Source organism: Achromobacter sp. E1 (assembly GCF_037039475.1).
In the GTDB taxonomy this organism is placed as follows: domain Bacteria; phylum Pseudomonadota; class Gammaproteobacteria; order Burkholderiales; family Burkholderiaceae_B; genus Achromobacter; species Achromobacter mucicolens.
Map to the genome: position 1 here is coordinate 367796 of NZ_CP146253.1, position 12603 is coordinate 380398.

Genomic DNA, 12603 nt, shown 5'->3' on the forward strand with positions numbered 1-12603 from the left:
GCCGGGGCAGGCCCGGCGCGCAGGACAGGCCGCGGCAAGCGGCCCGGGTTGGCGAATCAAGCTTGGCGGATCAGAAGAACCCCAGCTTCTTGGGCGAATAGCTCACCAGCAGGTTCTTCGTCTGCTGGTAGTGGTTGAGCATCATCTTGTGGTTCTCGCGTCCGATGCCCGATTGCTTGTAGCCGCCAAATGCCGCGTGCGCCGGATAGGCGTGATAGCAGTTGGTCCACACCCGGCCCGCCTTGATCGCGCGGCCCATGCGGTAGCACGTGTTGGCGTCGCGCGACCACACGCCGGCGCCCAGCCCATAGAGCGTGTCGTTCGCCAGCGCCAGCGCGTCATCCGCATCCTTGAACGTGGTGACTGCCACGACCGGCCCGAAGATTTCTTCCTGGAACACGCGCATCTTGTTGTGGCCCTTGAACACCGTGGGCTGCACGTAGTAGCCGCTTTCCAGCGCGCCCTGCATCTGCGCCCGCGAGCCCCCGGCCAGCACGTCCGCGCCTTCCTGCTTGCCGATGTCCAGGTACGAAAGGATCTTCTCGAGCTGTTCGGTGGAGGCCTGCGCGCCGATCATGGTGTCGGCGTCCAGCGGGTTGCCCTGCTTGATCTCGGCCACGCGTTTCAGCGCGCGTTCCATGAACTTGTCGTAGAGCGATTCCTGGATCAGCGCGCGGCTGGGGCACGTGCACACTTCGCCCTGGTTCAGCGCGAACATGACGAAGCCCTCGATCGCCTTGTCCAGGAAGTCGTCGTCCTGCGCGGCCACGTCGGCAAAGAAGATGTTGGGCGATTTGCCGCCCAGTTCCAGCGTCACCGGAATGATGTTCTGCGACGCATACTGCATGATGAGGCGGCCGGTGGTGGTTTCGCCGGTGAAGGCGATCTTGGCGATGCGCTTGCTTGAGGCAAGCGGCTTGCCGGCTTCCAGCCCGAAGCCGGTCACCACGTTCACCACGCCCGGGGGCAGGATGTCGCCGATGAGTTCCATCAGCAGCAGGATGCCCAGCGGCGTCTGTTCGGCGGGTTTCAACACCACGCAATTGCCCGCCGCCAGCGCGGGTGCGAGCTTCCATGCGGCCATCAGGATGGGGAAGTTCCACGGGATGATCTGTCCGACCACGCCCAGCGGTTCGTTGAAGTGGTAGGCCACCGTGTCTTGATCGATCTCGGACAGCCCGCCTTCCTGGCTGCGGATGCACGAGGCAAAGTAGCGGAAGTGGTCGATGGCCAGGGGAATGTCGGCGGCGCGGGCCTCGCGGATGGGCTTGCCGTTGTCCCAGGTTTCCGCCGTGGCCAGGCGTTCCAGATTGGCTTCCATCACGTCCGCGATCTTCATGAGCATGCGGGCGCGCTCGGCGGCCGGGGTCGCACCCCATTTGGGCGCGGCGCGGTGCGCGGCATCCAGCGCCAGTTCGATGTCGCGCTCTTTCGAGCGCGCGTGGCGGGTCAGCGTCTCGCCCGTGACGGGGGTGACGTTGTCGAAGTATTCGCCATCCGCGGGCGACTGCCATTTGCCGTCGATGAAATTGTCGTACTGCGTCCTGAGGTCCAGGCGGGTGCCATAGGTCTGCGGGGTAACGCGGGTCGCGATGTCCATGCTTGTCTCCGTATCGTTGGGATGGCGGCAGTGGGCTGCCTGTCCTGCATCAAGCAAAACGCATGCCAGTCGGGGCATCCCGGCTGGACAGCCCGTCCCACGCGTGCGAAAGTAGTTTTTCCGCCTTCAGTGTCGCAATCTGCGACGTTGTCGCGAAACAGGTGTCGCAGCACAGGCGTCGCAGAACGCCGCTCCCAGGAGACATACATGGCCTCTTACTCCCGTCGGCAGACGCTGACGCAGGCACGGCTGCTTTTTAACCAGCAGGGCGCGGTGCCGGGCGGCATGGTTGCCGAACCGATCCTGCGTTCCTGGCGCCGCTGCGCCGACCTGGGCTTTGACATGCGCGGCGTGCGCCGGGCCGAACTCATGACGCAGGGCGAACTGCGCGAAGCGCAGCAGCGAAACGAAGCGCTGCGCCGCATGTCCGAACCCGCCATCGCTTATTTGCGCCACCAGGCGGGCGGCAGCGGCAACCTGGTCATCCTGTCGGACGCGCAGGGCCTGGTGCTGGACTCGGACGGCGACACGGGCTTTGCGCATCGCGCCTCGCGCGTGGCCCTGATGCCGGGCGCGCCCTGGGACGAGGCCGCCGCCGGCACCAACGCCATCGGCACCGCGCTCGTCGAAGGCCGTCCCATTGCCGTGCACGGCGCGGAACACTATTTCGAACCCAATCGCATCCTGACCTGCGCGGCCGTGCCCATCACGGACAGCGAAGGCCGCACCGTGGGCGTGCTGGATCTGTCCAGCCAGGCCCGCGACGTGCGTCCGGATGTGCTGGCGCTGGTGCGCGGGGCGGTGGACCGCATCGAGCACCAGCTGTTCGAAGGCGCCTATGAACAATGCACGGTGCTGCGCCTGCATGCCGACCTCGCGGGGCTGGGTCAGCCCGGCGAAGCCCTGCTCGCATTCCAGGGCGACCTGCTGGTCGGCGCCAACCGCCGTGCGCTGCATGCGCTGGGGCTGGCGGCCACCGCGCTGGGCGTGTACCGCTACGCGGACGTGTTCGACGGCGATATCGGACGTGGCCCGGATGCCGCGGGCCGCGTGCACACGCGGACCGGCGCGGTCTATCACGCGCGCCTGCGCATGCCGCGCACACGCCCGCCGCAACCCCCCGCCGCCCCGGCGCTGCGTGCGCCCGGCGCCGCCGCCAAAACGCCCGCGCCCAGCTTTGACGCCGCCACGCTAGGGGCCCTGGCGCGCGCCGTGCACCTGGCGGACGCGGGCGTGTCGATTCTGCTGCAGGGCGAAACCGGAGTGGGCAAGGAAGTGTTCGCGCGGCAAATCCACGCGCGTGGCCAACGCGCGGCCGGCCCATTCGTGGCGGTGAACTGCGCCGCGCTGCCCGAGAGCCTGATCGAATCGGAACTCTTCGGCTACGAAGAAGGCGCCTTCACCGGTGCGCGCCGCCAGGGCAGCAAGGGCCTGCTGCGGCAGGCGCACGGCGGCGTGCTGTTCCTGGACGAGATCGGCGACATGCCGCTCCTGTTGCAATCGCGCCTGTTGCGCGTGTTGCAGACGCGCGAGGTTTCGCCTTTGGGCGCGGCGCGGCCCGTGCAGGTGGATTTCACGCTGGTGTGCGCGACGCATCGGCCGCTTGCCCATGAAGGGCCGGACGCCCCGGTGCGCCCCGATCTGTACTTTCGCATCGCCGAATACACCGTCACGCTGGAGCCCTTGCGCACGCGGGCCGACCGCCTGGAATTGCTGCGCGACCTGTGGGCGGCGCAGGGCGCGGGTCCGGCGCTGCCGCCCGCCATCGAAGCCGTCCTCGCGGCGTATTCGTGGCCGGGCAATTACCGTCAGCTGGCGTCGGTACTGCGCACCCTGCATGTGCTGGCCGGGCCGGCGGGCAGGGTGGATGCCGACATGCTGCCAGCGGAATTGCGCGGTGCAGCGAGCGTCGCGAAGCGGGAGATACCCGCGCCGGGCGCCGCAACGTCAACGCCCGCGCCGGCCGGTGCGGCCGCCGACCTGCACGCCATGACCGATGCCGCCATCCGCAGCGCCCTCGAGGCGCACGGCGGCAGCGTCAGCCGCGCGGCGCGCGCGCTGGGCGTGCACCGCAGCACGGTGTACCGGCGCGCCGCCGCACTGGGGCTGGCGCGGCCAAGGTAACCGCTGCCAGCGCCGTCGCTTTACCCGATCAGACGCGCCAGTTCGGCGCCCGGATCCTTGGCGCGCATGAACGCTTCGCCCACCAAAAAGGCATCGACCTTGTGGTCGCGCATCAGCTTCACGTCTTCCGGCTTGAGGATGCCGCTCTCGGTCACGACGCGCTTGCCGGCGGGGATGCGCGGCAACAGGTCCAGCGTGGTCTGCAGGCTGGTCTCGAACGTGCGCAGGTTGCGGTTGTTGATGCCCAGGAGCGGCGTCTTGAGCGTGAGCGCAACGTCCAGTTCCTGCGCGTCGTGCACTTCGACCAGCACGTCCATGCCCAGTTCGATGGCCAGCGTTTCGTAGTCGCGCAATTGCGAGGGCGTAAGGGCGGCCACGATCAGCAGCACGCAATCGGCGCCCATCGCGCGCGCGGCGACGATCTGGTAGGGGTCGATCACGAAGTCCTTGCGCAGCACCGGCAGCGCGCACGCGGCCCGCGCCTGGCGCAGGTGGTCGTGCGAACCCTGGAAGAACTGCACGTCCGTCAGCACGGACAGGCAGGCCGCGCCATGCACGGCGTAGGTGGCCGCGATCTCGGCGGGCGCGAAGCCCTCGCGGATGACGCCCTTGGAGGGCGAGGCTTTCTTGATTTCAGCGATGACGCCGGCCTTGCCCTGCGAAATCTTGTCTTCGATGGCTTGGGCGAAACCGCGCACGTCCTGGCGCGCCTGCGCTTCGCGCAGGACTTCGGCTTCGCTGCGCATCTGGCGGGCGGCGGCGACTTCCTCGGCCTTGACGGCGAGGATCTTCGCAAGAATATCGTTCATTTCTGGAATGTCCGGGTGTATGCGCAGAATTCTTCCAGCTTGGCTCGCGCCGCGCCGGTGGAAATTAGTTCAAATGCTAGCGCTAAGGCTTCGGGAATGGAATCGGCTTTGTTGCCGGCATAGATGGCGAGCCCGGCGTTCAGGGCCACGATGTCGCGGGCCGCGCCCTCGACATTTTCCAGCGCCTCTATGACAAGCTCGCGCGACTGCTCGCGATTGGACACCTTGATGCTCCGGTTGGACATCATGGATAGCCCGTAGTCCTCGGGGTGGATCTCGTATTCACGGACCACGCCGTCCTTCAGTTCGCCGACCATCGTGGCCCCGCCCAGCGAGGCCTCGTCCATGCCGTCCTTGCCGTGCACGACCAGCACATGACGCGAGCCCAGGCGTTCCAGCACTCGGACCTGGATGCCCACGAGGTCGGGGTGGAACACGCCCATCAGCTGGTTGGCGGCGCCGGCCGGGTTGGTCAGCGGGCCCAGGATGTTGAAGATCGTGCGCACGCCCAGTTCCTTGCGGACGGCGGCCACGTTCTTCATTGCGCCGTGGTGCGCGGGCGCAAACATGAAACCGATGCCGGTCTGCTGGATGCATTCGGCCACCTGTTCCGGGGTCAGCACCAGGTTGGCGCCCAGGGCTTCCAGCACGTCGGCGCTGCCGCTGGACGACGAGGCGCTGCGGTTGCCGTGCTTGGCAATCGGCACGCCGGCCGCGGCCGCGACGAACATTGCGGTCGTGGAAATGTTGAACGTGTGGCTGCCGTCGCCGCCCGTGCCGCACATGTCCAGCAGGTCGTTCGGATTGGGCGTGACCACGGGCGTGGCAAATTCGCGCATGACCTGCGCCGCCGCGGTGATCTCGCCAATGGTTTCCTTCTTGACGCGCAGGCCCATCAGCAGCGCGCTGGCGATCTGCGGCGACATCTCGCCGCGCATCAGCATGCGCATCAGATGCAGCATTTCGTCGTGGAAAATTTCGCGGTGTTCGATGCAGCGCGTCAGCGCTTCGGTGGGGGAAATCGTCACGGTGCGTCCTTCTTAGGCGAGGTTCAGGAAATTGCGCAGCAGGGCGTGGCCGTGCTCGCTCAGTACGGATTCGGGGTGGAACTGTACCCCGTACAGCGGCAGCGTCTTGTGCCGCACGCCCATGATGTCGCCGTCCGGCGCCGTGGCGGTGACTGCCAGGCAATCCGGCAGCGTGGCGGGGTCAATGGTCAGCGAGTTGTAGCGGATGACAGTGTACGGCGTCGGCAGACCCTGGAAGATGTCGGTGCCGGTGTGCGACAACTGGATCGTCTTGCCGTGCATGATCTGCTGCGCGCGCACGATGTTGCCGCCGAAGGCCGCGCCGATGGCCTGGTGGCCCAGACACACGCCCAGAATGGGCTTCTTGCCGGCATAGGCCTGGATCAGCGGCACCGAGATACCCGCTTCGGCCGGCGAGCAGGGGCCGGGCGACACGCAGATCTGGTCGGGGTTCAGCACGGCAACCTCTTCCAGCGTGATCTGGTCGTTGCGCGCCACGCGCACGTCCACGCCCAGTTCGCCAAAGTACTGCACCAGGTTGTAGGTAAAGGAATCGTAGTTGTCGATCATCAACAGCATTTTTTTCTCCTCGGGGCCGTTCGGTGGCCCGGGCGGTGATTCGGTTCGGCCGGGGGGCTCAGATGGGTTCGTCCAGGCCGTGCTGCACCTGCTCGGCGGCGCGCAGCACCGCGCGCGCCTTGGCTTCCGTCTCGGCCCATTCGGCTTCGGGGTTCGAGTCGGCCACGATGCCGGCGGCGGCCTGCACGTACAGCGTGCCGTCCTTGATGACGCCGGTGCGGATGGCAATCGCCACGTCCATCTCGCCGCCGTAGCTCAGGTAGCCGGCCGCGCCGCCGTAGATGCCGCGGCGCACGGGTTCCAGTTCGTCGATGATCTTCATGGCCTCGACCTTCGGCGCGCCGGTCAGCGTGCCGGCCGGGAACGAGGCGCGCAGCACGTCCATGCTGCTCATGCCGGGGTTCAGGGTGCCGGTCACGTTGGACACCAGGTGCATCACGTGCGAGTAACGCTCGATCACCATCGTGTCGCTGACCTTCACCGAACCCACCTGCGCGACGCGGCCCACGTCGTTGCGCGCCAGATCGATCAGCATGACGTGTTCGGCGATCTCCTTCGGGTCGGCGCGCAGTTCGGCCGCCAGCGCCGCATCTTCTTCCGGGGTGCCGCCGCGCTTGCGCGTGCCCGCCAGCGGACGAATCGTGATCTGCGACTTCGGCTCGCCGTTTTCCACCGTGCGCTCCTGGCGCACCAGGATCTCGGGCGACGCGCCCACGACCTGGAAGTCGCCGAAGTTCCAGAAGTACATGTAGGGGGAGGGGTTGAGCGACCGCAGGGCGCGGTAGAGGGAAAGCGGGGAGTCGCGGAAGGGCTTGGCGATGACCTGGCCGATCTGGACCTGCATCAGGTCGCCGGCGGCGATATGTTCCTTGGCGCGCAGGACGGCCGCCAGGTAGTCCTCTTTCTTGAAATCGCGCCGTTCCTCGGTCTGCATGCTGGCGTGGCTGTACGGAATTTCCACGGGGCGTCGCAGGCGCGCGCGCAGGTCGGTCAGGCGCTGCTGCGCGCGGCTGTAGGCCTCGGGCTGGCTCGGATCGGCGTAGACCATCAGGTAGATGCGGCCGGCCAGGTTGTCGACGATGACCAGTTCGTCCACGTGCATCAGCATCAGGTCGGGCGTGCCGCCTTCCATGCCTGCCGGGAACGGCTTGACCGCGGGGCCCAGGCAGGGCTCGATGTGACGCACGGTGTCGTAGCCGAAGTAACCGGCCAGGCCGCCGCAAAAGCGCGGCATGCCGGGGCGCAGCGCAACCTTGAAGCGGCTCTGGTATTGCTCGATGAACGCCAGCGGGTCGCCTTCGTGGGTCTCGGCGACCTTGCCGTCGTGCAGCACTTCGGTGCACGTGCCGCTGGCGCGGATCACGGTGCGCGCCGGCAGGCCGATGAACGAATAGCGCCCGAAGCGCTCGCCGCCCACCACGGATTCCATCAGGCAGGTCATGCGGCCGGCCAGAGGGCCGGCGTGCGCCAGCTTCAGGTAGATGCCGAGCGGCGTGTCCAGGTCGGCGTAGGTCTCGGCCACCAGCGGAATGCGGTTGTAGCCTTGTGCCGCAAGGGCCTTGAATTCGATTTCGGTCATGTCGGGTCTCGTAAGCGGTGTCTGCTTTCGGACCGGGCACGCAACAAAAAACCCGGTCCAGTTGACTGGTTCCGGGTTGGGCTCTGTTTACACAGTGTCGGCGCTAGGCGGCAAGGTCGCGTCTAGGGCCGGGAAGGGAATCATCGCCACCCGGAAGACAAACGCCACCAACGCCACGAGGCGCCGAGCATTTGGTTCTGGATGGAGACGTTCATTTAGCGGTTCGGTATGAGTACGCGGTATTGAATTCGTGCCTGGGTTGCGACGCGCTTCAGGCTGGGACTTTAGCGGCGTTCTGGTTTTGATTCCAGAGCGCGACCCACTGGGCGGCGTCAACAAGCGTGTCAACTATACCATCGACATCCAACTCGCGCACGTCACGTCCTTCGTTGTAGCCGTACGGCACCACCAGCACCTGCGTGCCCGCGCTACGGCCCGCCTGCGCGTCGTTGATCGAATCGCCGATCGTCACGGCCTCGTTCACGCCCACGCCCATCAGGTCGCACGCATGGTGGATCTGGTCGGGGTCGGGCTTGCGGCGCTCGCAGGTGTCGCCGCACACCACGGCCTCGAAAAAGCCCGCCAGCCCCGTGCGCTGCAAGAGCGGCAAGGTGAATTCCGTGGGCTTGTTGGTCACCACGGCCAGCTTCAGGCCCTGATCGCGCATGAGTTTCAACCCGTCGATGACGCCCGGGTAGACCTGCGCGCGCTCGCCGTTGACCAGGTGGTAATGGCGGTAGAAGGCCTCGCGGGCGCGCTGGAATTCGTCGGGCGCCGGGTCGGCGGCATCGAGCGAACCGGCCAGGCTGCGCCGCACCAGGTTGTCCACGCCCTTGCCGACGAACGTGGCCACCACGTCCTCGCGCAGCGCGATCATGCCAAGTTCGACGCGCATGGCGTTGGCGGCGAAGGCCAGATCGGGAATGGAGTCGAGCAGGGTGCCGTCCAGGTCCAGCAGCGCGGCGCGAAAAGCGGTCATGTCGATTTCCTTAGACGGCGGTGGTTTCGCCGATGGCGATCTGCTCGCGCATGGCTTTGATGATGCCGGCGTAATCCGGCTTGCCGAAGATGGCCGAGCCCGCCACGAAGGTGTCGGCGCCCGCGGCGCGGATTTCGGCGATGTTGTCGATCTTGACGCCGCCGTCCACCTGCAGAACGATCTCCTGGCCGCCGGCCTGCATCCAGGCGTCGATGCGGGCGCGCGCCTCGCGCAGCTTGGTCAGCGCCGCCGGAATGAAGCTCTGGCCGCCAAAGCCCGGGTTCACCGACATGATCAGGACCAGGTCGATCTTGTCCATCACGTAGTCCATGTAGGACAGCGGCGTGGCCGGGTTGAAGACCAGGCCCGCCTTGCAGCCGCTTTCGCGGATCAGCGACAGCGTGCGGTCCACGTGGGCGCTCGCGTCGGGGTGAAAGCTGATGTAGTCGGCGCCGGCCTTGGCAAATTGCGGCACCAGCGCGTCCACCGGTTCGACCATGAGGTGCACGTCGATCGGCACCTGGACATGGGGGCGGATGGCCGCACAGACCATCGGGCCGATGGTCAGGTTGGGGACATAGTGGTTGTCCATCACGTCCACGTGGATCCAGTCGGCGCCGGCGGCGACGACGTTGCGGACTTCTTCGCCCAGCCGGGCGAAGTCAGCCGACAGGATGCTGGGAGTAATGCGGGTGCAGGCCGTTTGCTTGGACATGATGTTCGGGGTCGGGGAGGGCATAATGTGCCATTATTGCAGTTTGAGGCGCCGCAGCGGGTATGCCCCGGTCCGGCGCATCTGAAATTCCGTCTTTCAAGCGTGGGCGCCGACGTTGCGCCGCCCGCGTGCAGCCACACAGGGAAGGACTGTGAAACCTTACGACCTGAGCGTCTCTGTCTCTCCGCGCTTCGTGCCCGAACAGTCCGACCCCGGCGAACAGCAATTCGTGTTTGCCTACACCGTCCGCATCACCAATACCGGCGAACACCCCGCGCAGGTGATCAGCCGCCACTGGATCATCACCGACGGCAACCAGCGCGTGCAGGAAGTGCGCGGCCTGGGCATCGTGGGGCAGCAGCCCTTGCTGGCCCCGGGCGAGACCTTCGAGTACACCAGCGGCTGTCCCCTGCCCACGCCGGTGGGCACGATGCGCGGCATCTACCACTGCGTCGGCGAGAACGGCATCCCGTTCGAAGTGCCGATCTCCGAATTCGTCCTGGCCATGCCGCGCACCTTGCACTGAGCATGGTCCGGCCATCCGTTGCACGTCTTTCCATTAGCTCATGAAGCGCATTCTTAGCCTGTCCGTGCTGTCGGTCCTTCTGGCGGCATGTTCCACCCCCTCGGATATCCCCCCTGAATCCGGCCAGCCCGCCACCCCCGGCGCGCGCGTCCCGGCGGTGACCGACGGTCCGCTCGTGGTGCCGCCGCTGGCCTCGCTGCCCGATTCCCCGCCGCGCGCGCTGGCCGGCAAGCTCAAACCGGCCAACTGGTCCGAGCTGCCCGGCTGGAGCGCCGACGACCTGACCCAGTTCTGGCCCCTTTTCCTGCGCAACTGCAAGGGCCTGATGCGGCCCACCAGCGGCAACCTGGCCGCGCCCGCGCGCGCCACGCCGCGCGCCTGGCAGCCGGTTTGCGCCGCCGCCATCGATCCGGCCCGCGCGCCCGCTGCGGGCGACGGCGAAGGCGTGCGCCGCTTTCTGCAGACCTACCTGCAACCCTGGCGTCTGAACGCCGCCGACGGCAAGCCCGCCACCAACACGGTGACGGGTTACTACGAGCCGCTGGTGCGCGGATCGCGCCGCCAGGGCGGCGTCTACCAGTGGCCGCTGTACGCGGTGCCCGCCGACCTGCTGACGATCGACCTGGGATCGGTCTACCCGGACCTGGCCGGCAAGCGCGTGCGCGGCAAGCTCGACGGCAAGCGCGTCGTGCCCTACGACACCCGCGCCGCCATCGAATCGTCTTCCGGCCGCCGCCCGCCCGTCGTGGTGTGGGTCGACGACCCCGTGGACAACTTCTTCCTGCAGGTCCAGGGCTCCGGCCGCGTGCAGCTGACGGACGGCCCGGATGCCGGCAAGACCATCCGCGTCGCCTACGCCGACCACAATGGCCAGCCCTACGTGTCCATCGGCCGCTGGCTGATCGACCGCGGCGAACTTACCGCCGATCAGGCGTCGATGCAGAACATCCGGGCGTGGGCGCAGCGCAATCCCAAGCGCGTGCCTGAAATGCTCAACGCCAACCCGGCGGTGGTGTTCTTCCGCGAAGAGGCAGTGATCGATCCCGAGCAAGGCCCCAAGGGCGCCTACGCCATTCCGCTGGCGCCGCGGCGCTCGGTGGCGGTGGACGCCACCTTCGTGCCGCTGGGCACGCCGCTCTTTCTGTCCACCACCTATCCCGCGTCGGACCGGCCCCTGCAGCGCCTGGTGTTCGCGCAGGACACCGGTACCGCCATCCGCGGCGCGGCGCGCGCCGACTTCTACTGGGGTTACGGCGAAGAAGCCGGGCAGCAGGCCGGCCGCATGAAGCAACGCGGCCAGATGTGGCTGCTGTGGCCCAAACAGGCCGGGGAGCCCTCCGCACGATGAGCCATCAGATCGTAGTTTGCGGGGCCGGCATCGTCGGCCTGTCCACCGCCCTGGCGCTGGCCCGCCGCGGCCAGCGCGTGGCCGTGCTGGCGCCGCGCGCCGCCGTGCCGCCGGCCGATCCCAGCCACTATCACCCGCGCGTCTACGCCATCTCGCCCGCCAGCCAGCGCTTTCTGGCCGACATCGGCGTGTGGGACGCCATGCCCGCGTCCCGCCTGATGCCCGTGCAGGCCATGGAGATCCACGGCGACGCGGACGGCCAGGTGAACCTGAACGCCTGGCAGGCGGCGCTGCCGCAGCTGGCCTGGATTGTCGAATCCGGCGAGATCGAGCGCGTCCTGATTCAGGCCGTGCGCATGTTCGGCATCGCCTGGCTGGAAGACCGCTGCACCGGCTATCAGAATGGCGAAGTCCAGACCGAAAGCGGCGCGCGCATTCAGGCCGAGCTCTTCGTCGGCGCCGACGGCGCGGCCTCGCCGCTGCGCGAGGCGGCCGGGCTGAAGCACGAAGCCCAGTCCTACAACGACACCGGACTCGTCGTGCATCTGGACGCCGAACTGCCGCACCAGGGCACCGCGTTCCAATGGTTCCGCGACGACGGCGTGCTGGCGCTGCTGCCGCTGCCCGATACCGCGGACGGTCCGCAGGTGTCCATGGTCTGGTCCATGCGCAGCGAATTGGCGCAGCAATTGCTGGAACTGCCGCAGGAAGCGCAAACCGCCCGTCTGGAAGCCTTGCTGGCCGAGGCCGCCGAAGGGCGGCTCGGCCGCCTGAAGGTCCGCAGCAAGCTGCACGGTTTTCCGCTGACGCTGGAGCGCGCCCAGATGGTCGCGCCCGGCATCGCACTGGCCGGAGACGCGGCGCACCGCCTGCACCCGCTGGCGGGGCAGGGCCTGAACCTGGGGCTGGGCGACGTCGAGGCGCTGGCCCGCATCGTCGCCGGACGTGAACCCTACCGCCAGGCCGGCGACATGCGCGTGCTGCACCGCTACCAGCGGGCGCGCGCCGAGCCGGTACTGGCCATGCGGCTGGCCACGGACGGGTTGCACAAGCTCTTCGGATCGAAGGCGACGCCGCTTGTCTGGCTGCGCAACGCCGGCATGCATTGGGTCGAGCGCGCGCCGCTGATCAAGCGCCGCCTGATCGCGGGGGCGTCCGCCAACTAGGCCAGCCAGGCCCGGCGGCGGCGCCGGGCGGAACCTGCGGCGGCCGGCGGCCGTCTGATAGGGATACGCACACCCGCCGCCTGCCGCGGCTGTCCCTCCCGGATCGGTTACGCTTTCCGGCAAGACACACGACTGACAAGACCAGGAGTA

At 67.7% G+C, this 12603-nt stretch carries 11 protein-coding genes; 4 read left to right on the forward strand and 7 right to left on the reverse strand.

Going from position 1 to position 12603, the window contains the following annotated elements:
- Positions 1-70: 70 nt before the first annotated feature.
- Positions 71-1600 (reverse strand): aldehyde dehydrogenase, encoded by a 1530-nt coding sequence (adh, locus tag V6V88_RS01690; protein ID WP_062840095.1) that lies wholly within the window; start codon positions 1598-1600, stop codon positions 71-73.
- Positions 1601-1807: 207 nt separating this feature from the next.
- On the opposite strand from adh, the gene V6V88_RS01695 reads away from it, so the two are divergent.
- On the forward strand, positions 1808-3724 hold the full coding sequence (locus V6V88_RS01695) for a sigma-54-dependent Fis family transcriptional regulator (RefSeq protein WP_338617440.1): 1917 nt from the start codon (positions 1808-1810) through the stop codon (positions 3722-3724).
- A gap of 20 nt (positions 3725-3744) precedes the next feature.
- Here V6V88_RS01695 and trpC read toward each other — a convergent pair whose 3' ends face one another.
- The 6 genes from trpC to rpe all read right to left on the reverse strand — a co-directional run bounded on the left by trpC (position 3745) and on the right by rpe (position 9437).
- Positions 3745-4533, reverse strand: coding sequence for an indole-3-glycerol phosphate synthase TrpC (gene trpC, locus V6V88_RS01700; protein ID WP_062840097.1), 789 nt, complete (start codon positions 4531-4533; stop codon positions 3745-3747).
- Positions 4530-5561 (reverse strand): anthranilate phosphoribosyltransferase, encoded by a 1032-nt coding sequence (gene trpD, locus V6V88_RS01705; protein WP_056319277.1) that lies wholly within the window; start codon positions 5559-5561, stop codon positions 4530-4532. The genes trpC and trpD overlap by 4 nt, the downstream gene beginning before the upstream one ends.
- A 12-nt stretch (positions 5562-5573) precedes the next feature.
- On the reverse strand, positions 5574-6140 hold the full coding sequence (locus V6V88_RS01710) for an aminodeoxychorismate/anthranilate synthase component II (protein WP_223574037.1): 567 nt from the start codon (positions 6138-6140) through the stop codon (positions 5574-5576).
- A gap of 58 nt (positions 6141-6198) precedes the next feature.
- Positions 6199-7719, reverse strand: coding sequence for an anthranilate synthase component I (gene trpE / locus V6V88_RS01715; protein WP_338617444.1), 1521 nt, complete (start codon positions 7717-7719; stop codon positions 6199-6201).
- Between the two features lie 271 nt (positions 7720-7990).
- The gene (locus tag V6V88_RS01720) at positions 7991-8698 is read right to left on the reverse strand and encodes a phosphoglycolate phosphatase (protein WP_063956000.1); all 708 of its coding nucleotides are present in this window, start codon (positions 8696-8698) and stop codon (positions 7991-7993) included.
- 10 nt (positions 8699-8708) lie between these two features.
- Entirely contained in the window at positions 8709-9437 is a 729-nt protein-coding gene (rpe, locus tag V6V88_RS01725; protein WP_056319268.1) for a ribulose-phosphate 3-epimerase, read from the reverse strand.
- Between the two features lie 127 nt (positions 9438-9564).
- Between rpe and apaG the strand changes: the two genes are divergently transcribed.
- The 3 genes from apaG to V6V88_RS01740 are packed head-to-tail and all read left to right on the forward strand — an operon-like array spanning position 9565 to position 12453.
- The gene (apaG, locus tag V6V88_RS01730; RefSeq protein WP_056319266.1) at positions 9565-9939 is read left to right on the forward strand and encodes a Co2+/Mg2+ efflux protein ApaG; all 375 of its coding nucleotides are present in this window, start codon (positions 9565-9567) and stop codon (positions 9937-9939) included.
- Between the two features lie 40 nt (positions 9940-9979).
- Positions 9980-11287 carry a murein transglycosylase A gene (locus tag V6V88_RS01735; RefSeq protein WP_062840100.1) on the forward strand — a complete coding sequence of 436 codons (1308 nt, stop codon included), beginning with the start codon at positions 9980-9982 and terminating at the stop codon, positions 11285-11287.
- Positions 11284-12453, forward strand: coding sequence for a UbiH/UbiF family hydroxylase (locus tag V6V88_RS01740; RefSeq protein WP_338617450.1), 1170 nt, complete (start codon positions 11284-11286; stop codon positions 12451-12453). The genes V6V88_RS01735 and V6V88_RS01740 overlap by 4 nt, the downstream gene beginning before the upstream one ends.
- Positions 12454-12603: the final 150 nt, after the last annotated feature.

Excerpts from the sequence above, each read along its gene's own strand:
- adh (WP_062840095.1), bottom strand. The coding sequence starts at position 1,600 with ATGGACATCGCGACCCGCGTTACCCCGCAGACCTATGGCACCCGCCTG.
- V6V88_RS01695 (WP_338617440.1), top strand. The coding sequence starts at position 1,808 with ATGGCCTCTTACTCCCGTCGGCAGACGCTGACGCAGGCACGGCTGCTT.
- trpC (WP_062840097.1), bottom strand. The coding sequence starts at position 4,533 with ATGAACGATATTCTTGCGAAGATCCTCGCCGTCAAGGCCGAGGAAGTC.
- V6V88_RS01710 (WP_223574037.1), bottom strand. The coding sequence starts at position 6,140 with ATGCTGTTGATGATCGACAACTACGATTCCTTTACCTACAACCTGGTG.
- trpE (WP_338617444.1), bottom strand. The coding sequence starts at position 7,719 with ATGACCGAAATCGAATTCAAGGCCCTTGCGGCACAAGGCTACAACCGC.
- V6V88_RS01720 (WP_063956000.1), bottom strand. The coding sequence starts at position 8,698 with ATGACCGCTTTTCGCGCCGCGCTGCTGGACCTGGACGGCACCCTGCTC.
- rpe (WP_056319268.1), bottom strand. The coding sequence starts at position 9,437 with ATGCCCTCCCCGACCCCGAACATCATGTCCAAGCAAACGGCCTGCACC.
- V6V88_RS01735 (WP_062840100.1), top strand. The coding sequence starts at position 9,980 with ATGAAGCGCATTCTTAGCCTGTCCGTGCTGTCGGTCCTTCTGGCGGCA.
- V6V88_RS01740 (WP_338617450.1), top strand. The coding sequence starts at position 11,284 with ATGAGCCATCAGATCGTAGTTTGCGGGGCCGGCATCGTCGGCCTGTCC.